The organism is Rickettsia honei RB, assembly GCF_000263055.1.
In the GTDB taxonomy this organism is placed as follows: domain Bacteria; phylum Pseudomonadota; class Alphaproteobacteria; order Rickettsiales; family Rickettsiaceae; genus Rickettsia; species Rickettsia rickettsii.
On record NZ_AJTT01000005.1, the window covers coordinates 19,911 to 39,938 of the forward strand.

Here is a 20,028-nt window from a genome sequence, read left to right on the forward strand (position 1 = left end):
TAAATAAAGAAAGCTAAACAAAATCCTAAAGGATTAAGTTTCTCTGATTCATACTTTAATGACTAAGTGCGGTTGGGTTAAAGATAGGCAAAAAGGTAGCCATCAGATTTGGTACTTGCCCAAAGGAAATAGGTTATCTATTCACACTTTTGGAAATATGGCAAAAGAATATCAAGTTCGACCATTTTTAAACTTTGCAAAAGGAAATGAAGATGAAAACAAATGATACATTTGATGGGTTTACTATAGAACTTTTTAAAGATACGGATGGAGATTGGCTAGCAAGGTTTGAAGAGCTACCGAATGTATCAGCTTTTGGCAATTCGCCTGAAAAAGCACTGCAAGAATTACAACAAGCTTGGACTTTAATGAAAGAAAGTTATATAAGTCATAATCAATCTATCCCCTTAGCTCCGTCTAGGAAAGAGTATAGCGGACAGTTTAATGTTAGAGTAGATAAACGTGTGCATCGAGCTTTAGTACTTGAAGCACTTAGAGCAAAAATTAGTTTAAATGCTTTAGTATCTCAAAAATTAACTTTATCGGTAAAACAATGAAAAAAAAAGCAGTTATTTTATTAAGCGGTGGACCTGATTCTACTACGGTTCTTGAGATAGTTAGCAAAACGGATTATGAAATTTATGCTCTAAGTTTTAATTATCATAGACGCAATAGTCTGGAAGTCCAAAAAATCCAAGGATTAATTAAAGATTATAATGTAAAACAACATAGGGTTATTAATATTGATTTGCAGTCATTGATCGGTTCTGCATTAACTGATGATAATATAGATGTACCAAAATTTAAAAACACAGATCAATTACCAAGTGACATACCGGTTACTTATGTACCGGCACGTAATACAATATTTTTAAGCTACGCACTAGGAGTTGCTGAGGTTATAGGAGCTAGAGATATTTTTATTGGGGTACACACTAATGATTATACTAACTATCCTGATTGTCGTTCTGAATATATAAAATCTTTTGAAGCAATGGCAAATTTAGCAACTAGGGTAGGAGTAAATGGAGAAAAATTTACTATCCATGCTCCTTTAATAAATATGACCAAAGAGCAAATAATTAAAAAAGGGCTTGAGCTTGGAGTAGATTATAGTAAAACAATATCATGTTATGATCCAACAGAAGACGGTTTATCTTGTGGTCAATGTCTATCATGTATTGCACGACTTGATGCTTTTAAAAAGAATAATGTACAAGACCCGATTAAGTATGTATAATTATAGATATATACTCATAAATAAAATTAATAATAAAATAATATGAAGTAAATTTGTATACAAGGTGGAAACCGTTGTTCACCTTGTATACTCATTATTTAAAAATCTTCTGCATAATATTTATATTATACAGAAAAATAGTTAGTATATATGATAAATAGAGGACATTTATATGCCCCTTTTCCTGTGCTTGATTTAAACGATATAGTTTTACGAGAGTTAGTCGCGGAGGATGCACAAGATTATTTTAATTATATGAGTAAGCCGGAAATGGCTATTTATATAACTGATAGCAATAGGCCTAAAGACGTAGAAGAAGCCGGAGAGGAAATACGTTATTGGTCTAGTTTATATAAAAATCATAGAAGTTTTTATTGGGGAATTGCCATTAAAGACGATAATAAATTAATAGGTACTGCCGGTTTTAATATAATAAATCTAGAGCATCATAGAGCAGAAATAAGTTATGATCTAGATCCTAATTTTTGGGGTCAAGGTATGATGTTAAAATCTATAAAGAATATTTTAAAATTTGCTGATTATATTGGTATTATAAGAGTACAAGCAACAGTAATTACTGATAATTTTCGTTCAATTAATCTTCTTGAGAGATGCGGTTTTGCTAGGGAAGGAATTCTTAAAAAATATGAAATAGTTGCAAATGAGCATAAAGATTATTATATATACGCAAGAGTATTATAGTAAGAATTGTTAAAATAAACATAAAAAAGAAAGTTAATGGTAGTAGAAGCTGATAAAAAAGCATTGATTTGTTCGTTTTGTAGTAAAAAACAACATGAAGTAAAAAAACTGATAGCAGGTCCTGCAGTATTTATTTGTGATGAATGTATAGATTTATGTACAGATATTATGAAAGAAGAAAATAAAGTTGCTTTAAAGCAAATTACTTCTTCAATTCCAACGCCGCAAAAAATATGTGGCATTCTAAATGATTATGTAGTTGGGCAAGATCAAGCGAAAAAGATTTTAGCAGTAGCGGTTTATAACCATTATAAGAGGCTTGAATATGTACAATCCGGCAATAATGACGTTGAGCTTAATAAGTCGAATATCTTACTGATCGGTCCTACCGGTTCAGGAAAAACTTTACTTGCTCAAACGCTTGCTAAAATTTTAGACGTACCTTTTACTATGGCGGATGCTACTTCTTTAACGGAAGCCGGGTATGTCGGTGAAGATGTTGAGAATATATTACTACGTTTATTGATAGCATCTGAGTTTAATATAGCAAAAGCACAAAAAGGTATAATTTATATTGACGAGGTTGATAAAATTGCCCGTAAATCGGAGAATCCTTCTATTACACGGGATGTATCGGGTGAAGGAGTACAGCAGGCATTACTTAAAATTATGGAAGGAACAGTTGCTTCCGTGCCTCCTCAAGGCGGTAGGAAACACCCACAACAAGATTTCGTACAGTTAGATACTTCAAATATCTTATTTATTTGTGGTGGTGCTTTTATGGGGATTGATGGCATTATAACCTCAAGAACTAATCATAGTTCTATAGGCTTTGCAGCTAACGTAAATATAGATAAAGAGAAAAATAATAGTGAGATTCTTAAATCCCTAGAGATTGAGGATTTAACTAAATTCGGTTTAATTCCTGAATTTATCGGTAGATTACCTATCGTTACTACTTTAGATGAGTTAGACAAAGAAGCTTTAATTACAATTTTAACTAAGCCTAAGAACGCCATAGTAAAGCAATATCAGAAACAATTTGAGCTTGATGATGCTGAGCTTGTAATTGATGATTCAGCCTTAGAAGCTATTGCTGAAAAAGCTCTAGCTAAAAAGACGGGAGCAAGAGGAATTCGTTCAATACTGGAGCATCTTTTGCTTGATAGTATGTATAAAGTTGCCGAGCTAAAAAAACAGCGTGTTACTATTACAAAAGAGGTAGTTAACGGCTTAGTCGAACCGATAATGACTTCTCTCATTTCTACAAAATCAAACAAAAAACAACCGATTATTGCAGATATACCGGCGTAAATATTATTTCTTCTCTATGTCATTTCCGCGTAGGCGGGAATCCAGAAAAATAACTTCAATATTGATGTAAGAAGTTACACATGTGATAAAGTAAACATATACAACACAAGTTTTTTATATGTTTTACTGGATTCCTGCCTACGCGGAAATGACATAAACAAGCCTGCAACAAGACCTACGACTGCTCGCAATGATGGGTGGGTATCCACACAACAACGCCGGCCTTGACCACGGGACAATACTAATTTAGTATAAAATTTATCCTAAACTAGTATTATAGCGGTTTAAATACCATTAAGAAAAAAATAATACTCAAACTGATAAATACCGGCCAGCCTAGGTAGAATCATAATTTAAATAATTTATAATATTTTTCCGGTAGGGGAATTCGCGGTTTTAATGCTTCAAGTGCCATATTTCGTAGTGGAATTTGAATCCATACCACCAGAGGCCAACAACTACCGGCGATTATGTATCCGATATAAGTTAAGGTAAGCCATAAATCAAAATAATTATAGCCAAGCATATTTACTAATATTATGCCGCTAACCGGTTGAATTATCACAGTTGGAGTAGTAGTAAAAAGAAGATCAGCTATTGTAGTGCGAGCTGCATATGCCGTTGCATTCAAATCACCGGTTTTATTTGCCCACCACATAAAAAAGCAGTACCAATTCCAGTACCAAATAAAGTGGTAGAGCTAATAATAGGCATAGTTTTTATAAAAAGATAATCCATTATTTATCTCGTTCTATTGCCATGAATACTAAAGTCAGTAATATTACTGGAATATTTTTAAATATCGGACCAAGCGGATCTAGCCACAATATTGGCTTAAGATATGTTAAGAGTATAAGCTAGTATTATAGTATTAATAAAATTTGTAAACTACATATCCTATTTATTTTATTTTTGATAATTAGTAGAATTCTAAGAATAATATCTGTAAAGCAGCTTCCATATAATATGTAAGGTGCTATTTGTTTATCAAATCCTAGTGATATTATAATTTGCATACTAGCATCATAAACAAAAATGCTTGAAATAATTCCTGTCATTACCCAAAGTAGTCCTAAGACAATTTTTATTATAGGTTTTAAAAAATAAAGCCTAGCGTGCCATATGGGTTGTACGGTTAAAGGTTCGGTTGCAAAACCTTGTTGCAAGTTTCTAGGGATTATAGAAGTAAAATCGATAAAATCTTTTTTATCAGCAATATTAGGTTGAAGTAACATATTATACGCAGTAGAATTAATGGGTCCTATTTTTAGACAATCCCCTAATTTAGCTGCTATTTTAATGAATATTAAAGGAATTTTTATTAGTCTTCCATGACTCCAAGCCATCTTCTGAATCCAAGCAAGATATCCTTCATGTTCACTATGTCTGGTCCAACTATTTTTAATAATGTGTGGATTTTTCCTTCCCTTTCTATACAGTGAATCATTACTTTCGTTAAATCATCAATATGAATAGGTTGAAATTGTTGTAAACCATCACCTATTAAAGGAATAAAATACGGTAATGTTGCAAGAGCCCTAAATAGCGAGGTACCACCATAACAACCGCTTGCGTAAACAAGAGACGGTTGTAAAATTATACAGTCTATATTTCTAATTTTTGTACATATTCTTCAGCTGCTTTTTTAGTTAAAGCATAAGCAGTGTTTTTTTCATCATCTATTCCAAGAGCTGAAATATGAATAATTTTTTGTACGTTAGTAAGGGTGCAAGCCTTAAATAGAGCCTTTGGATCATTGACATGAACATTGCCAATATTATTGCATGACTAGACGTTAACACACCTGATACATTAATAACTATATCTATGTTATTTAATCTATTTATCCAGCTTTGTGGTGTTAGGTCTATATTAAAATCACAGTATATCAATTCTGCAGTAGGGAATTTTTCCTGGTCGATTCAACATCTCTAACACAGCATATTACTTTATAATTATTCTTTAATAATTCAGCTGTAATATATGATCCAATAAAGCCGTTAGCTCCTGTTACTAGTATTCTCATTATAATATAAACGATTCAGATACTGACATTTTTTATATCATTAATCAGATCCTGTTGCCAATAGAAGATAAAAAAGGATATGTTATGTCCACAACTATTGTTTTTTTGGTTAAAAACTTTTATAACCCAATCCTCTTCTCTCTTATCATAAACTGGGGTTGCTCGTGTGTGACTTTAATGTTAAAATAATTAAAGATTATAAAAGATTTGAATAAATATTAAGAGATGTTTATATTTTTAATATTTATTTAATTGAAATTATGAGTAATAAACTAGAAGTAATAATACAATATTATAATGATATATCAAATTTAGGCGTAAGATTATGGAAAACTACTACAGCACTTGCTAGTTTTAATTTAGGTGAGGTATGGAAAATATGGTTCTGTGATAAAAATTTTAAAGATCTACTGATACTAGATCAAAGTTTAATTTATACTCAATCTTTAGAAACAATGTTAAGTAAAGTAGCTGCTACCGGAAAGTATCAAGATAATAATATTGATCATTCTCAATGGAGCCATTGTTTTGAAGAGCTAAATAATCGAGATCATTTTTTATGTATAAAGCTACAGAAGTTAATAGGAGTAGAAAACAAGAATATCATTGATGCTATGCTAGATGATATAGGGGATATAAATTCATTAGATTTTAGTACCCTATAGTTACTAAAGTCCAAGTGTTTTTAAAAAATGATTTAGATCAATCTGAACACTTGATTAAAGCAGCCAAAGAAATCGATGCTATGGCATATCCTCTGACGAGAGAATATTTTTTATATCGCTATATAGCTAAAGCAATATTACTTACAAATACTTTAAATGCGCCTTCCTCGTATGAAAACGAGTTTAATATAGTAAAAAAAGCTCATTTAAATTTTGCAAATTATCTTAATTCATTAGAGCAAAGTCTTACTAGAATAGAAAAAGCTAGTGATAAGCATAATGAAGATTACAAAATTGCTTCTTGGTTAACCGAAAAATCAGCTTTAGTTAGTAATCATTCAGGTAAAATAGCAATTACTTATGTTGCTCTTATAGTGGGTGTAATTGCTTTACGTTCATATGTAATTGACGAAAAGGATCCTTGGTATGAATTATGTGCTTTACCGACCACTAACCTTGCGATGCTACAAATTTTATTATCTTTCCTGGTACGGTCTTATCAAATAGACAAACTAAAGAGATGAATAATAATATGTTTCAAGCATTAGAAAATAACAATGACAATGCTGAAGATATTAAATTTTTATTTGATCATACTCCAAGCTTTGCTAATGATGCCGTAAATACAACTGTGATTTGTTTTAGATATGCTGCTAATTTAGGGTTGCAGCCTATTAATCGTATAATTGTATATACGGGCTTTACTATGGTATACAGTTGCAGGAGTAGTAGAAGAACAAAGTAAAGTTACAAATTTTATGCACAATAAATTAATTAAATTTTTGCATGATAAAATTGTACCGGCTTTAATTGAACATAAGCAATTTACAGCTGAAGAAATTAAACCATATTTTCAGTTACTATATAAACATTCCAAAACAGATAAGAATACGCAAATAAAACTTCAGGCAATATATAATAAACTTACCAATCAAGATATAGATTTTAACAATATTGAATCAGACATTAGTATCTATCATGGATGGAAGAGTACTGCTATATGTTCGGCAATAGCCACACTGATTTTGGATTATATCTGTTTTTATTTTCGTAATCCAGCATTAGAATTTTATGAAGATCCAATGTTTTATGCATCAACTTCTGTTAAATGCATGCGTCTTGCTTCTTTTAGTATCAACATATTACGGCAATAAAGTTATAGAAAATATCACCAACAAAACATCTAATGATGTGTTTTTTCAAAAGTTTTATTACTATAATGATGCGGCAAGATTGACTGTAGCGATAGTACCTTTAATAATGTTTGAGTCTATTAAAGATTTAAAATTCTTAAGTTTTGCAACTTTAATAGATGTTTTAACAACTGTTATATCGGATTTCAATGTCGGCAAGGCAATTAGTAGTGTAGGCAAGAATATTGCCGAGAAAACCGCTACTACCCTTACTTGGCTTAATAAGGTTACCTCAGGCACAAACGATGATACAGTTATTGATATTGATCCTACAGAAGAAGTACCATGCTTAGAGGTTTTGTGGACACTGCTAATTGATTTGCTATTTTGCAGCAAAAAATAGCCAAAATTAAATCTTTTTAGAAATGTCCACAAAACCTCGATTAAGGTTGTAAAATTTACGTTATTTAATGTGCTCTTCCCATTTCAAATATTGAATCTTTAGAATTAAGTGTTGCATATATTAAAAAAGGCGAGGTGACATAGGACTGCACTTCGCTATGCATAAAAGCTTGGTACATTATCAATCTCTAAAGTAACGTTTTTGCTATATTCAAGAAGTTTTTGAGCAGCTTTTAAGTGTATCAAATAACCTGTAGTTGTATTAAAGTAACCACCATCACCTATCTTCTTTAAATACGGATTATTGTAAATATTATAAAATATTTTATTTTTAGAATGTGACAAGGACAAATAAATTAAATCCCAGTCGGTAGGTAAATGCTTAAGTATTGTTAAAAATTTATTACGGAAATCGTCATTTAGTATAGCATCATCTTCTATTATTAGGGCATAAGGTACATTGTCTTTAACCATTTTAAGCCAAATTTCTCTATGGTTACAATAACAACCGAGTTCACCTGCCGTTAAAGTATGATTTAATATTTTGCTATCGGAATAATAATTTATATTTCCCGAAGGACAAAGTACAGTATAACCGTTATTAAGTGATAAAAGAGCAGGGTTATTTTTTACATCTAATCCGGTAAATCTTTTTCCTCCTGAATCCCTGAATCTGTTATAGATAAATTATAACCGTCTACTGCAAAACCTTTCATAGAATAAATTATTATTGTCGAATTGTTTACTAATATTGTTATATCTATCAGTGCTGCATAGGAGGTTTACTATAAAAATTTTAATATCTTTTTCTTCAAGTGGAGCAAGAACCTATTTGATAAGTTTTTAAAAATATAAAAAGCAATGATAAACAAATAATTATAATTGATATTATAAAAATAGTTTTTAATTTGTATTTAATAAAGGTAATTATTTTCTGAAGCCGGTACAATCTTATTATTATATATCTTATAATATTTTTCATCATCTTTATCAACAGAAATAATTATATAAATCTTCTTCTGAATAATCTTTAGCAAATATTACTGAATTAGGGTTTACATCTTTTATATAACTTTTATCTGCATAATATATAATAGGTACTGGCTAAATAAGCTTGAAAAGGTTTTGCAGTAATATACCCCTCATATGTTTTATTTTCAAAAGCAATAACAAATTTACATTTAGATAACCATTCACGAGTTTTTTCTTTTGGTATAATTGTAGATTCAGTATTTAAATATTTACTGCCGCTTACTACTTTTTTATACAGCGACAATTTATGAAAAAATCGATTTCTTGCTATGCAGTCGTTGTTCTCAGGATTCTATACCATTAGAGACTAAGAAACAAGCAAAATACGTTTTGTTCGGATTGTATTTTGAGTGTTTATATTCAAGTACTGATGTCATTAGTACAATACATATAATATAAAGGTATTCTTATATAATTTGGATGATCTATATAATCAAAACCTATAGATATATCATAATTTGCTAGCTTTGGTCTAACCGATTCACCGGTAAAAAATATCTTTATACTATCTTTATTACTAATAGTTCTTTGACCAAAAACACTATCAATAATAAGGTCATAATTGTTATGATCTATAACAATTGTTCGTCCGTTTTCTTCAATGATTTCTTTTATCATCGGTAGCTCGTCTATTGTAAAGCCCGGCCACGTATTAATAAAACTCACTCTTATAGCATGTTTGTTTTTTTTTAGGAGCTTTAATCTTATATGCTTACACATAGTAACAATATGGCTATACACATTATGGAAAGTTTTTTAACATTTAAATTACCTATTACGAGAAAAATTTATTTATAATTTTTCTGCTATTTGTGGTGGATTTTCTGCTTCCACTTCAATAATCTCAGATTTAGAGGAAACGATTTGATAACGCTCTAAGGTAGCCGGCATGGCTTTATTCCCTGAATCAATACCGAGTTTTTGAATATTCTTTACTCTTGACATAAAATTACGATTAAACGAGGCAGCAAATTTATCGTAATTAGTAACCATATTATGCAGGTTATTACCGATCTTTTGAGAATAATCTGTCATAGTACCGATGGAGCTTAATAACTTTCTCACTTCTTCAATGATTACCTTATAATTTTCTGAGCGGCGATGATCGGTAATTTGAAATTTTGCAAATGATAGCATATTCATAAGTCCGCTAGGTCCTACCGGAAAGATATTACAGCCCCAAGCTTTTTGTAAAAATTCAGGGTCGGCTGCAATAACTTTCTCAACCGCTTGTTCAGTCGGCAAAAACATTAAAGTAATAACATTGTTAAAGCTCTGATCCTTTTTGTTTAGATTAGTTAAAATATTTGCGGCATATTCTTTATTCGCCAAAGATTTTAAATGGTAATTCATAGTTTTATTAAGACTCATGTTATTATCTTGCTCGTCTACAAGAAACTTTGAAGCTTTAGAATCAATAACCATTAAATTACCGGAAGGAAGAAAAATGAGCGCGTCAGGTCTTAGCTTTCCGCTATCTAATGTAGTTAGACCGTATTGCATAATGAAATCTAAATTAGGACGTAAGCCCGAAGATTTTAAGATATTCTCAAGGGTAATCTCAGCAAGTAGTCCCGCCCCGATCGGAGAAAGCAGAGACTGTTTTATCAAATCAACCGTACCTTTTGATTGCTCTATATCTTTATTTAATGCTCCCACCATCGTAATTAACCGTTCAAACTCACTATTAAATTTTCCTGAAGCAGTAGCGATATTTTTCTCGGCTAGCTCTCTTGCCGCCGTGTTTTCCATTTTATGTATCGCTATTAATTGTTTAGACAAATCTTGACCTAAATCAAATAACGCAGCTTTAGCCGATGAAAATGACTCTTCTCTTATTTTTTCTGAATCCTTAATAGTCTGTGCTTGATATTCTATTTTACACTGCAATTGCTCAATTTTCTGTAAATATCCTATCTTTTCTTGATTTAATAATTGGTTGTTATTGCTAATTTCTAGATTTTGCTCTGATAAAAATTGTAGCTGTGTCCTTAAGGTTTGAGTTTTTACATAAAACCAAATTATTAGCGCTAATAAAATAAGTAGCGTAGTTATAATAGTGGGTAATAAATAAGGCATAGAATGAAGCAAAGTTTAATGTTAAATAATACTAAAGTACCGTATAATTTGCACTAATTATTTTGGCATTGCCTAGAAAAGGTTGATATAGTCATTGTGAGTTACTGCAGGTGTTGTTGCATGGCTCGTTTTATGTTATGCCTGCGCAGGTCTTGTTGTGTGGACCGAAAAACCCGTTCGGTGTTATGCCGTGGCTTGACCACGATATCCAAAAACACAACTTCAAAATACTAAAATTTTAATGTTTTAAACTGGATCCCGCGATCAAGTCGCGGGATGACAGTTAGGAAACTGGTCCACGCAACAAAGCATTCCCGCTTTTGTGGGAATGACATCGGAAGGCTAAACTATAAAACAACTTTTTCTAGGCAATGCTCAATTTCAATAATACAAGTAAGACTATTTCGATATTAGCCTATAATATTTTTATAAACTTATAGAAATATTATAATGGATAGGTTATATAAAAAGCAAGTTGAAGAATATCTAACAAATTACGGTAAGCTTGTATTTATAAGCGGAGCAAGGCAAATAGGAAAAACTACAATATCAAAACAAGTAATTAAGCCTAATCCTAATTCAATTTACCTAAATTGGGATTATCTAGAAGATAGAAATAAAATCTTAAACAAACACACCGAACTTTTTAAAAATCTACTTTCTACTATATCCGATAAGAAACCGTGCTTAATATTAGATGAAATCCATAAATATAAAGATTGGAAAAATCTTGTAAAAGGATTTTATGATAAATTCGGAGAAAATATTGAATTTATTATAACAGGTAGTGCCAAATTAAATATATATAAAAAAGGCGGTGATAGCCAATGGGACGTTATATAAGTTTAACCGTGCATCCGTTATCGGTATCTGAAATAGCTAAAAATTTTGATAATGACATTGATTATATAAAAAGCCCCCAAAATATCACTATAGATGAATTTGAAGCTTTAATAAATTTTGGAGGATTTGCAGAAAGTTATTTAAAAGCAACTGCTAAATTTCATAGAATATGGAGTAATCAAAGATTCGAGCAATTATTTAGAGAAGATGTAAGAAATACTGAAGATATCAACAATATTTATGCGTTAGAATTACTTGCTAGCATTATAAATGAGCAAGCAGGCTCATTAATAAGCTATACAAACCTTGCTAACAAAGTTAGAGTTTCAGACCAAACAATAAGAAGATGGCTCTCTTTGCTAGAAAAGCATTATTATTGTTTTGCTATCAAACCTTGGTCTAAAAATGTTGTAAAAAGTTTGATAAAAGAGCCCCAAATTTACCTTTGGGATTGGTCGCAAATAAAAGATATAGGAACGAGATTTGAAAATCTTGTAGCTTCTCACCTTTTAAAAGCCGTATATTTTTCGAACGAAACAGGGCTTGGTGATTTTTGTTTATACTATCTGCGTGATAAACAAAAACGTGAAGTCGATTTAGTAATAACAAAAGATAACCAACCGTGGATTTTAGTGGAAGCAAAAGTAAGTGACTCAACCTTTTCGTTAAGCTTAAAATATTTTCATGAATTACTTAACCCTGAGTTTAGTTTTCAAGTCATTCAAAATAAACAAGCTATTATTATACCGGCTATTACTTTCTTATCTCAACTTGTTTGATATGAATTTTTGCAAAAAAGGTAATCTAGGTAAATCATATGACTATTTCGTTGCTTATATCGAAATAGTCATTACCAATTCGACATTTAATTATAAGCTGTATCCTCGCACATACCACTAAATGTAGCTGAATTGACTATATTCACTTTATCTTCTAGCGGTCCGAGTGGCTGAGCCGGTTTTAACAATTCAGGCGTTAATATAAATTTAGTTTTTTTCTCGATATTCGATAAAAAAGGTAAATGTAAGCTATGAGGGCTGTATATTATTGCATATTTATCCCATTCTGGATATTGCCTATTTAGATTTCCTATAGGATCAGCGGGACCGTAAACCTCTATACTACCAAATTTATATTTTTTTAAAGGATATAGCTCATAATCATAAAAAAAATCATTTGGATATTTATTACGCATACTTTGATTAAAATGAACAAATTTATCATTTTCTTTATGAAATACGAAAATATCTAAGCATCTTTCTCCGCAAATTACATAAATTTTATTATGTTTAACACGATATCCTAATTGTTCAAATTGCGGTAATATTTGTTGCAAACGTATTTCGTCTTCATGCATAATGCCGATATCTAAATCATCGTCAAAAGGAATTATGCCTTGATGTCTAACGGCTCCAAGCAGAGTGCCGCCGTCTATCCAATAATTAATATTATTCTTACCAAGTAGCTCATGAGTGTCTTTCATTAACTGATAAAGGGTAATAGCTTTTTTCTCGCTAATCCTGTATTTTTTTACTTGTTCATCACTTAAGGTTACATATCGCCAATTATGTTCTAGTAGATAAGCATAACACAATATACCGACGAAAATAGTAAGGATTAAGCGTAAAATATTTTTAAAGGATAATATTGACTTTAATTTTATCATCTTGAATCTTAAATTACATTTCCCCTGCTGATATAATATTTTTAATCTATATAAAACAATCGGTTATGACTTTTTTATCTCAATTTGTTTAAAAGTTTATTCTATCCTCTAAAGGACTAAAAGGCTGAGCCGGTTTTAACAATTCAGGCGTTAATATAAATTTAGTTTTTTTCTCGATATTCGATAAAAAAGGTAAATGTAAGCTATGAGGGCTGTATATTATTGCATATTTATCCCATTCTGGATATTGCCTATTTAGATTTCCTATAGGATCAGCGGGACCGTAAACCTCTATACTACCGAATTTATATTTTTTTAAAGGATATAGCTCATTATCATAAAATGAACTCTTCGGATACTTATTTCGAATCGCTAAATTAGTATATATAAATTTGTTTTGTTCTTTATGAAAAATGAAAATATCTAAACAAGCTTTTTTGCATATATTATAAGTTCTCTTATAGGAAACAGTATAACCGAGTTGCTCAAATTGCGGTAATATTTGTTGCAAACGTATTTCGTCTTCATGCATAATGCCGATATCTAAATCATCGTCAAAAGGAATTATGCCTTGATGTCTAACGGCTCCAAGCAGAGTGCCGCCGTCTATCCAATAATTAATATTATTCTTACCAAGTAGCTCATGAGTGTCTTTCATTAACTGATAAAGGGTAATAGCTTTTTTCTCACTAATCCTATATTTTTTTACTTGTTCATCACTTAAGGTTACATATCGCCAGTCATGTTCTAATATATAAGCATAAAAAAATATCCCGGCAAATATAATTAATATTAAACCTATAATATTTTTAAAGGATAATATTGACTTTAATTTTATCATCTTTCATCTCAAATTGTATTTCTTCTGCCGATGTGACGTTTTTTAAATCTTCTGCTAATTCTGCAGATAATACTATGCCGCTAACTTCAAGCAATTTTATTGGAGCTTTTATAGATAGATTCTTCTCAGCTTTGAATTTTCTGACGATATCTAGTATTTCAAGCAGCCCTTCTGCTCCCTTTGCATTGATTTCATAATTTAAGTCACTGTAATTAACCCAGCTACCTTTAACATGAATAGAATTTTCACTATATAATATTTGGTATAATTCTTCGGTAATATGCGGTATGAAAGGTGCAAATAGTTTCAGTAAAGTTTGCATAACATGATATAAAGTTAATATGCTACTATATTGTCCTTGTGGATTTTTGTGTTCCTCATCATAGCTTCTTGTTTTGCTTATTTCTAAATAATTATCACAAAATACCACCCAAAAGAATTTTTCCGTCAGATGCATAGCATTTGCATATTCGTAGTTTTGTAATTCATTTGTAGCTAGCTTAACTAATTCCACTAGCTTATTAACCATCCATTTATCAAATTCGTTAGTGATTTTTTCTTTAATATCGAGTAAACTCGCTTTTTTATCTTCACTTTTCAGTTTATCAAAATGTATAAAAACAAATTTAGAGGCATTCCATAGCTTGTTAACAAGCCTTTTGCCGTTTTTCATAACGTCTTCAGAATAGGCGGTATCAGCACCTAGCTTTGAATTTGCCGACCAATAACGTATCACGTCGGAACCATATTGTTCTAATAGTTTTTCAGGAACTAAAACATTGCCCTTAGATTTTGACATTTTACTTCGATCTTCAGCTAAACACCAACCGCTTATCATGATGTTTTTCCACGGCAAAGTATTTTGGTGTAAATGAGCTTTTAAAATAGTATAGAACGCCCAAGTTCTGATAATTTCATGTGCTTGAGGTCTTAAATTCATCGGAAATAATTTATCGTGCCTATCTTTATTAAAAGCGAAATCGTCAGAAATCCCATGAGTAGAAAGTTGAGGCGAAACGGAACTTGTTGCCCAAGTATCCATTACGTCATAATCAGGTTCTACTTCTTCTTTACTATAACCCATAGGTAAATCTTTTAACGGATCGATAGGTAGCTGCGTAACATCGGCATATAAGATTTTTCCTTCCTCACCTACTCTTTTAGAGTACCAAACAGGGAAAGGCACACCAAAATAACGCTGCCTACTTATACACCAATCCCAACTAATGGCATTAATCCAATTCTCTAAACGAATCTTCATATTTTTAGGATGCCAATTTAACTCATTCGCTCTTTTAAGCAATTCTTCTTTATGTGATATAGTTTTAACGAACCATTGCGGTACAGTTAGTATCTCAAGAGGAGCACCTGACCTCTCGGCACATTTAACGGTATGAGTGATGTCTTCTTGTTTAATAAGCAACTCTTGTTCTTTTAAAATATCTATTATTTTTGTTCGAGCTTCTTTAATTTTCAACCCATCTATAGAAGTTTCATGTTGGAAGTCTATTGTACCTTTTTTAGTGATAATAGTTTTTAAAGGTAGATTATGCGTCTTCCACCAAGTAATATCCGTTTGATCACCAAACGTACAGCACATTACCAGTCCCGTACCTTTATCTTGTCGTACTAAAGGGTCAGCAAGCAGTGGAACTTGCTCATTAAAAAGTGGGGTTATAGCTGATTTACCTGCTAGATGCTTATAACGTCCATCGTCAGGGTGATAAAATACGGCTACGCAAGCCGGTAATAACTCAGGTCTGGTAGTGGCTATAGTAAGCGAGTCTCCTTGCTCGGTTTTAAACGTAATATAATTCATGAAAGAGGTTTTTTCCTTATCCTCAATATCGGCTTGGGCAAGAGCTGTACCATCTACTGGATCCCATAAAATCGGTTGATTAGTACGATAAATTTCTTCTTTTTGTACTAAATCAAGAAAAGACATTTGTGATATTTTTCGTGATAACGGACTAATAGTTTGGTACTCTAAACTCCAATCAACCGATAAAGCTATTTGGTTAAATAGACTTCTAAACTTTTCTTCTTCACTTTCTACTACCTCTTCGCAAATTTTTATAAATTCAGATCGATCCATATTATAAGCTTTGATCTGTTTCTGCTTTTCAACAAGTCTTTCGGTCGGTAGCCCGTTATCGTCAAAACCCATAGGATAAAAGATATTTTTACCCATCATACGCTGAAAACGTACAATAAAGTCGGTTTGCGTATAGCTATAAACATGACCGATATGTAACTGTCCTGAAACTGTCGGAGGCGGAGTATCGATTACATAGGTTTCTTCTTTTGCAACGTTTGGATTATAAGCATAAATTTGTTTCTCTTGCCAAATTTGCTGCCACTTTTTTTCATTTTCGGTAAAATTATAATTTTTTGGAAATTCTTTCATAGATTTTGTAGTTGATTCAAGAATATTATTATAAAGGTTATATGTGATTATGACAATAGATGCTTTTCTTTGGGAGGATATGGATATTTAGGATTTGTGCAAGTGGTGCTTGCATGATTAATTACTTATTTACAATTGAGCGAACGAAAGTTTCTTGAAGACCTGTAATTTTGGCAATAACAGGAATTTTAAAGCCCTGACTGAACATTTCCTTCACTATAATTACTGCCTTATTATGTTCGCCCTCAGCTTTGCCTATCTCAATACCCTGCACCTTTCCTTCATCTATATATGTATCAGCGATAGTTTTCATAATAGTATCCTTATCTTGCGGTAATAGATGTGTATCCAATACTTCTACTAATTCCAGTTGTTTTTGTTTTGATAATTTTGTGTTAGTATACCATAAGAACGATCTTAGGTAAATATAACCTTTTTCTTTATCCAATATTATAATATGCTTAAACTCTGTTAAAAACTTCTCCCATAGTTTTATCATATCCTGCATATTGGATATGCTGCATCATATATTCTAGCATATAGCATACCTAAATGTTTTTTCTTGACGATTTCATCATCTGTCATAGCTTGCAAATCTACTAATTGATAATCTTCCGCCATTAATTTCTTTGCCATCACACTATCAGTAAATACACTCCACAGATTTCTTGGAGCATTATAAATTTCTTTACCGTTGTAAATAACTAAATTATAGACTAGCGGTAATTTATCCTTTCCTTGCTTATGTCTTTCACATAATAATAGTGTATATTTCCATAACCGCAAAGCCGTCCAATAATCAATTGTTGATTGGGCCTCTACTAATACATAAACAAATGCTTCTTCTTTATTATTGCTGCTAATTTTATATATTATATTACTATATTTCTTATTTAAAGATTCCTCAATGTAGCTTTCTTGTTCTACCATTATTTTAAACTCTTAAAATCATCGGGTAAATAATATTCCAAAAATTCTTGTGCTGCTACCGGGTCGTTCATTATTATTTTTACTAATGAATCATGTTTTAATTTTTTAGCCATAAAAATCTAGTAGCTTTATTTCGTGGCGTATTTTATCTTAAATTATCTATAATATCCATATTTATTTAAATCTAAAGTTTAATATGCTAATTCTAGACAAGCTTTTGCTTACCTTAAAATTAATGCGTGCAGATAAGCTGGTAGCTTATTTGCTGGTTTTTTTTCCTGCTTTATTTGGGTTACTGCTTGCAAACCCCTCAAGAACGGAGTTAATACATTTATTACCGTTATTTATTTTAGGTAGTATAACAGCTAGAAGTAGCGGGTGTATTATTAACGATATATTTGATAGAAAATTTGATAAGCATGTCGCAAGGACTAAAGAGCGACCTTTAGCTAGCAAGGCTTTATCTGTTTCTTATGCTATTTTGATACTCTTTATTCTTAGCGTTATCTCACTTTGTATTTTGCTACTTTTAAACAAAACAGCTATATATATAGGTTTTTTTGCCGTAATAATGATTAGCCTATACCCGTTAATGAAACGTATTACTTATTTCCCGCAAATCTTTTTGGGATTTACCTTTAAGCTAGGGGCCTTAATAGCTTATGCGGCAGTTCAGGATACACTTGATATAGCAGCGATTATTATGTATTTAGCATGCTGTTTTTGGGCCATCGGTTATGATACGATTTACGGATATATGGATATAAAAGATGATAAGAAAATAGGAGTGAAATCGTTAAGTATATATTTAGAGAACAAGCATTCTAAGCTTTGGCTTTATATATGTTATATAGGTTTTATATTGTTATTTATTCTAGCAACAAAAATGGCTAACCATAATATCGACTATTTACCTATTTTAGCTGCTTTAATTTTACTGATATTACAAGTAGCAACTCTTGATATTGAAAATCCTGCCAATTGTATGACAAGATTTAGAGCTAATAATTATATCGGATTAGTTTTGAGTATGGTGTTTTATTAAATTCTTTTCCTAATAACAGTCTTGTTAGGGATTAGATAATGTTCTTGATGTCATTCCTGCGAAAGCAGGAATCCATAAAAATAACATTAATATTGCTGTAAGTATTACATTTCTAGTAAAAAACATATAAGAATTTAATTTTTATATGTTTTACTGGATTCCTGCTTTCGCAGGAATGACATTGACCCGTGCAACAACTCCTCTAACAGCCCATAAAGTGACAATCGATATTGCGGTTATATAAACCGCAATTGATAAAGAGTTGCCGGTTACATACCATAGCATTAGGCAGATTGACGGAGTAAGACGTCCGATTAATGAAGCACCTATACTACTGCCGATACCGACTAACATATATTTATCGGCAGTTTTAAATAAATCATTTAGCCAGCAGTTCAAAGGTGCCAAGAACCCGACACCGAGTATTATAATCCAAATACGTACAAAATTAATATACCATATAGATGCATTATTCAAGCAGAGCCATAAAGGAATTATGCTTAAACTCATTAAAATAAGACTACCGTTTAGTATTTTAAGGTAATGTAGCTTTTTTGTTAGATGCCCTATTATCGGAATCATAATCATATCAAAAATCAGAAACTCAGTATTAAATTTCATCATTATTTCGAGTGATATATCAGTGATAAGCGGAATAAAACTATTCAAAAAGACGAAAGGTACTATATAAGTCATATATGAGAAACCTATGGCAAAACTAATGCGTAAGATACTTAGTTTACAGTTCCAAATTGTAGTTAAGTCTTGTAATAGTGATGATACTACGTCATTGCGAGGAGAGGACCCAGGTGTCATCCCGTGGCTTGACCAGAGTATCCAAAGATTACGTAAAGTAATTTTATCTTTTTTATTGGATCCCGTGGTCAAGCCGCGGGATGAAAATGAGGGCTTGACTACAATATCCTCGCGCTTTCTTAAAAAATAACCTATCAGTGCTGTAAGTCCGCCAAATATGAAACATAAACGCCAATATGTATTATACTCTACATTTAAAACTATAGTACTGATAAATGAAGCAAGAATAATACCGACCATAGTAGATGTTTGATAAAGGTAAGACGCTTTAAACGCTTTTTTTTCTTCTTTATTCTCTAAAATAAATAATTTAGCAATGGCACATTCACCCTCGGAATATACTCCTTGCAACGTTCTAAGCAACACTAATAATAGCGGTGCAAGCCAGCCTATTTGAGCATGTGAAGGTATTAAACCGATTAGGCTAGTTGTTAAAGCAACGCCGATTAAAGAGTAAGATAAAGCAAAAACACCGCCGTATTTTTTAGCAATTACGCCAAAAAAATAAGAGCCTATGGGACGTGTAAATAAAGACGCAGCAAGAACACTATAGGTAAGTATTAAAGCAACGACTTTATCATGATTCGGAAAAAAAATACCAGCAAGTAGTGGAGCAAGAAACCCATAAAGTGCAGTATCGAAATGATCCATCGCATTACCGATTAGGATCGAAAAATCCCTTTTACTTAATGCATTATTCATATAGTAATAATTTAAAATTTATAATGGATTATACTCGATGAATTTGGAACATTGGTGACAATGTCTTTGTAAGTCCTCGGATGCTGAACGTTTAATATACGCTCTGCTCCTCGGCTTACAGACTGATTACTCTTTCCCAAGTTGATCTTCGTATAACAGCGCTTCGTTTTGTAGGAGTATATAAG

The 20,028-nt window shown here is 31.6% G+C and carries 23 protein-coding genes and 2 pseudogenes; 13 read left to right on the plus strand and 12 right to left on the minus strand.

From position 1 onward, the window contains the following. Positions 1-58 precede the first annotated feature (58 nt). From WSW_RS1000000110960 to clpX, 5 genes are all read left to right on the plus strand, one after another. Positions 59-226: a type II toxin-antitoxin system HicA family toxin gene (locus WSW_RS1000000110960; protein WP_016917381.1), complete on the plus strand. Its 168-nt coding sequence runs from the start codon at positions 59-61 to the stop codon at positions 224-226. Then, entirely contained in the window at positions 213-557 is a 345-nt protein-coding gene (locus WSW_RS0105495; RefSeq protein ID WP_012151206.1) for a type II toxin-antitoxin system HicB family antitoxin, read from the plus strand. Before WSW_RS1000000110960 ends, WSW_RS0105495 begins: the two co-directional genes overlap by 14 nt. Then, a complete protein-coding gene (gene queC / locus WSW_RS0105500; protein ID WP_016917382.1) occupies positions 554-1,240 on the plus strand; it encodes a 7-cyano-7-deazaguanine synthase QueC in 687 nt (228 codons plus the stop codon). Before WSW_RS0105495 ends, queC begins: the two co-directional genes overlap by 4 nt. A 150-nt stretch (positions 1,241-1,390) precedes the next feature. After that, complete coding sequence (locus WSW_RS0105505; protein ID WP_014363222.1) at positions 1,391-1,942, plus strand: GNAT family N-acetyltransferase; 552 nt, start codon at positions 1,391-1,393, stop codon at positions 1,940-1,942. A gap of 36 nt (positions 1,943-1,978) precedes the next feature. Continuing rightward, positions 1,979-3,256 (plus strand): ATP-dependent Clp protease ATP-binding subunit ClpX, encoded by a 1,278-nt coding sequence (gene clpX, locus WSW_RS0105510; protein WP_016917383.1) that lies wholly within the window; start codon positions 1,979-1,981, stop codon positions 3,254-3,256. 346 nt (positions 3,257-3,602) lie between these two features. Here clpX and WSW_RS0105515 read toward each other — a convergent pair whose 3' ends face one another. From WSW_RS0105515 to WSW_RS1000000113215, 3 genes and pseudogenes are all read right to left on the minus strand, one after another. Continuing rightward, the gene (locus WSW_RS0105515) at positions 3,603-3,914 is read right to left on the minus strand and encodes a DUF2269 family protein (protein ID WP_016917384.1); all 312 of its coding nucleotides are present in this window, start codon (positions 3,912-3,914) and stop codon (positions 3,603-3,605) included. Positions 3,915-3,993: 79 nt separating this feature from the next. Continuing rightward, positions 3,994-4,602: pseudogene (locus tag WSW_RS1000000113980) on the minus strand (DoxX-like family protein). 542 nt (positions 4,603-5,144) lie between these two features. Beyond that, positions 5,145-5,282 (minus strand): NAD-dependent epimerase/dehydratase family protein, encoded by a 138-nt coding sequence (locus tag WSW_RS1000000113215; RefSeq protein ID WP_238528527.1) that lies wholly within the window; start codon positions 5,280-5,282, stop codon positions 5,145-5,147. A 260-nt stretch (positions 5,283-5,542) separates the two neighbouring features. Between WSW_RS1000000113215 and WSW_RS1000000113220 the strand changes: the two genes are divergently transcribed. Genes WSW_RS1000000113220 through WSW_RS0105545 form a run of 5 tightly spaced genes read left to right on the plus strand, consistent with a single transcriptional unit; the run spans position 5,543 to position 7,483 of the window. After that, a complete protein-coding gene (locus tag WSW_RS1000000113220; protein WP_016917386.1) occupies positions 5,543-5,947 on the plus strand; it encodes a hypothetical protein in 405 nt (134 codons plus the stop codon). Between the two features lie 14 nt (positions 5,948-5,961). After that, the gene (locus tag WSW_RS0105530) at positions 5,962-6,471 is read left to right on the plus strand and encodes a hypothetical protein (RefSeq protein WP_016917387.1); all 510 of its coding nucleotides are present in this window, start codon (positions 5,962-5,964) and stop codon (positions 6,469-6,471) included. Further along, positions 6,468-6,692 carry a hypothetical protein gene (locus WSW_RS1000000112095; protein ID WP_016917388.1) on the plus strand — a complete coding sequence of 75 codons (225 nt, stop codon included), beginning with the start codon at positions 6,468-6,470 and terminating at the stop codon, positions 6,690-6,692. The genes WSW_RS0105530 and WSW_RS1000000112095 overlap by 4 nt, the downstream gene beginning before the upstream one ends. Positions 6,693-6,705: 13 nt before the next feature. Further along, entirely contained in the window at positions 6,706-7,101 is a 396-nt protein-coding gene (locus tag WSW_RS0105540) for a hypothetical protein (RefSeq protein ID WP_016917389.1), read from the plus strand. Further along, complete coding sequence (locus tag WSW_RS0105545; protein ID WP_016917390.1) at positions 7,067-7,483, plus strand: hypothetical protein; 417 nt, start codon at positions 7,067-7,069, stop codon at positions 7,481-7,483. The genes WSW_RS0105540 and WSW_RS0105545 overlap by 35 nt, the downstream gene beginning before the upstream one ends. A gap of 155 nt (positions 7,484-7,638) precedes the next feature. Here WSW_RS0105545 and WSW_RS1000000113225 read toward each other — a convergent pair whose 3' ends face one another. The 4 genes from WSW_RS1000000113225 to WSW_RS0105570 all read right to left on the minus strand — a co-directional run bounded on the left by WSW_RS1000000113225 (position 7,639) and on the right by WSW_RS0105570 (position 10,593). Next, positions 7,639-8,166 carry a glycosyltransferase family 25 protein gene (locus tag WSW_RS1000000113225; protein WP_338000721.1) on the minus strand — a complete coding sequence of 176 codons (528 nt, stop codon included), beginning with the start codon at positions 8,164-8,166 and terminating at the stop codon, positions 7,639-7,641. Between the two features lie 391 nt (positions 8,167-8,557). After that, positions 8,558-8,758: a glycosyltransferase family 10 domain-containing protein gene (locus WSW_RS1000000113230; RefSeq protein WP_016917392.1), complete on the minus strand. Its 201-nt coding sequence runs from the start codon at positions 8,756-8,758 to the stop codon at positions 8,558-8,560. A 116-nt stretch (positions 8,759-8,874) separates the two neighbouring features. Continuing rightward, entirely contained in the window at positions 8,875-9,132 is a 258-nt protein-coding gene (locus tag WSW_RS1000000112110; protein WP_032850284.1) for a hypothetical protein, read from the minus strand. A gap of 174 nt (positions 9,133-9,306) precedes the next feature. Further along, complete coding sequence (locus WSW_RS0105570) at positions 9,307-10,593, minus strand: DNA recombination protein RmuC (protein ID WP_016917394.1); 1,287 nt, start codon at positions 10,591-10,593, stop codon at positions 9,307-9,309. Positions 10,594-11,043: 450 nt separating this feature from the next. Between WSW_RS0105570 and WSW_RS1000000112425 the strand changes: the two genes are divergently transcribed. Further along, the gene (locus WSW_RS1000000112425; protein ID WP_238528528.1) at positions 11,044-11,436 is read left to right on the plus strand and encodes an ATP-binding protein; all 393 of its coding nucleotides are present in this window, start codon (positions 11,044-11,046) and stop codon (positions 11,434-11,436) included. Beyond that, positions 11,421-12,215, plus strand: a complete 795-nt coding sequence (locus WSW_RS1000000112430) for an ATP-binding protein (RefSeq protein ID WP_238528529.1) — start codon at positions 11,421-11,423, stop codon at positions 12,213-12,215. The genes WSW_RS1000000112425 and WSW_RS1000000112430 overlap by 16 nt, the downstream gene beginning before the upstream one ends. Before the next feature lie 86 nt (positions 12,216-12,301). Here WSW_RS1000000112430 and WSW_RS0105580 read toward each other — a convergent pair whose 3' ends face one another. From WSW_RS0105580 to WSW_RS1000000113235, 4 genes and pseudogenes are all read right to left on the minus strand, one after another. Beyond that, positions 12,302-13,102, minus strand: a complete 801-nt coding sequence (locus WSW_RS0105580; protein ID WP_016917395.1) for a LicD family protein — start codon at positions 13,100-13,102, stop codon at positions 12,302-12,304. Between the two features lie 88 nt (positions 13,103-13,190). Continuing rightward, positions 13,191-13,943, minus strand: coding sequence for a LicD family protein (locus WSW_RS0105585; RefSeq protein WP_016917396.1), 753 nt, complete (start codon positions 13,941-13,943; stop codon positions 13,191-13,193). Then, entirely contained in the window at positions 13,912-16,350 is a 2,439-nt protein-coding gene (locus tag WSW_RS0105590) for a valine--tRNA ligase (RefSeq protein ID WP_016917397.1), read from the minus strand. Before WSW_RS0105590 ends, WSW_RS0105585 begins: the two co-directional genes overlap by 32 nt. A gap of 121 nt (positions 16,351-16,471) precedes the next feature. Next, a pseudogene (locus WSW_RS1000000113235) lies at positions 16,472-17,393 on the minus strand (Rpn family recombination-promoting nuclease/putative transposase). 83 nt (positions 17,394-17,476) lie between these two features. On the opposite strand from WSW_RS1000000113235, the gene ubiA reads away from it, so the two are divergent. Next, a complete protein-coding gene (gene ubiA / locus WSW_RS0105600) occupies positions 17,477-18,325 on the plus strand; it encodes a 4-hydroxybenzoate octaprenyltransferase (RefSeq protein ID WP_016917398.1) in 849 nt (282 codons plus the stop codon). A gap of 150 nt (positions 18,326-18,475) precedes the next feature. Here the strand turns inward: ubiA and WSW_RS0105605 are convergent, their stop codons facing one another. Next, positions 18,476-19,843 carry an MFS transporter gene (locus WSW_RS0105605; protein ID WP_016917399.1) on the minus strand — a complete coding sequence of 456 codons (1,368 nt, stop codon included), beginning with the start codon at positions 19,841-19,843 and terminating at the stop codon, positions 18,476-18,478. Between the last annotated feature and the right edge of the window lie 185 nt (positions 19,844-20,028).

Coding starts and splice junctions, on each gene's coding strand:
- WSW_RS1000000113220 (WP_016917386.1), top strand. CDS start 5,543: ATGAGTAATAAACTAGAAGTAATAATACAATATTATAATGATATATCA.
- queC (WP_016917382.1), top strand. CDS start 554: ATGAAAAAAAAAGCAGTTATTTTATTAAGCGGTGGACCTGATTCTACT.
- ubiA (WP_016917398.1), top strand. CDS start 17,477: ATGCTAATTCTAGACAAGCTTTTGCTTACCTTAAAATTAATGCGTGCA.
- WSW_RS1000000112425 (WP_238528528.1), top strand. CDS start 11,044: ATGGATAGGTTATATAAAAAGCAAGTTGAAGAATATCTAACAAATTAC.
- WSW_RS0105585 (WP_016917396.1), bottom strand. CDS start 13,943: ATGATAAAATTAAAGTCAATATTATCCTTTAAAAATATTATAGGTTTA.
- WSW_RS0105580 (WP_016917395.1), bottom strand. CDS start 13,102: ATGATAAAATTAAAGTCAATATTATCCTTTAAAAATATTTTACGCTTA.
- WSW_RS0105495 (WP_012151206.1), top strand. CDS start 213: ATGAAAACAAATGATACATTTGATGGGTTTACTATAGAACTTTTTAAA.
- WSW_RS0105605 (WP_016917399.1), bottom strand. CDS start 19,843: ATGAATAATGCATTAAGTAAAAGGGATTTTTCGATCCTAATCGGTAAT.
- WSW_RS0105570 (WP_016917394.1), bottom strand. CDS start 10,593: ATGCCTTATTTATTACCCACTATTATAACTACGCTACTTATTTTATTA.
- WSW_RS0105540 (WP_016917389.1), top strand. CDS start 6,706: ATGCACAATAAATTAATTAAATTTTTGCATGATAAAATTGTACCGGCT.
- WSW_RS1000000112095 (WP_016917388.1), top strand. CDS start 6,468: ATGAATAATAATATGTTTCAAGCATTAGAAAATAACAATGACAATGCT.
- WSW_RS0105505 (WP_014363222.1), top strand. CDS start 1,391: ATGATAAATAGAGGACATTTATATGCCCCTTTTCCTGTGCTTGATTTA.
- clpX (WP_016917383.1), top strand. CDS start 1,979: ATGGTAGTAGAAGCTGATAAAAAAGCATTGATTTGTTCGTTTTGTAGT.
- WSW_RS0105515 (WP_016917384.1), bottom strand. CDS start 3,914: ATGTGGTGGGCAAATAAAACCGGTGATTTGAATGCAACGGCATATGCA.
- WSW_RS1000000110960 (WP_016917381.1), top strand. CDS start 59: ATGACTAAGTGCGGTTGGGTTAAAGATAGGCAAAAAGGTAGCCATCAG.
- WSW_RS1000000112430 (WP_238528529.1), top strand. CDS start 11,421: ATGGGACGTTATATAAGTTTAACCGTGCATCCGTTATCGGTATCTGAA.
- WSW_RS0105590 (WP_016917397.1), bottom strand. CDS start 16,350: ATGAAAGAATTTCCAAAAAATTATAATTTTACCGAAAATGAAAAAAAG.
- WSW_RS1000000113215 (WP_238528527.1), bottom strand. CDS start 5,282: ATGAGAATACTAGTAACAGGAGCTAACGGCTTTATTGGATCATATATT.
- WSW_RS1000000112110 (WP_032850284.1), bottom strand. CDS start 9,132: ATGATAAAAGAAATCATTGAAGAAAACGGACGAACAATTGTTATAGAT.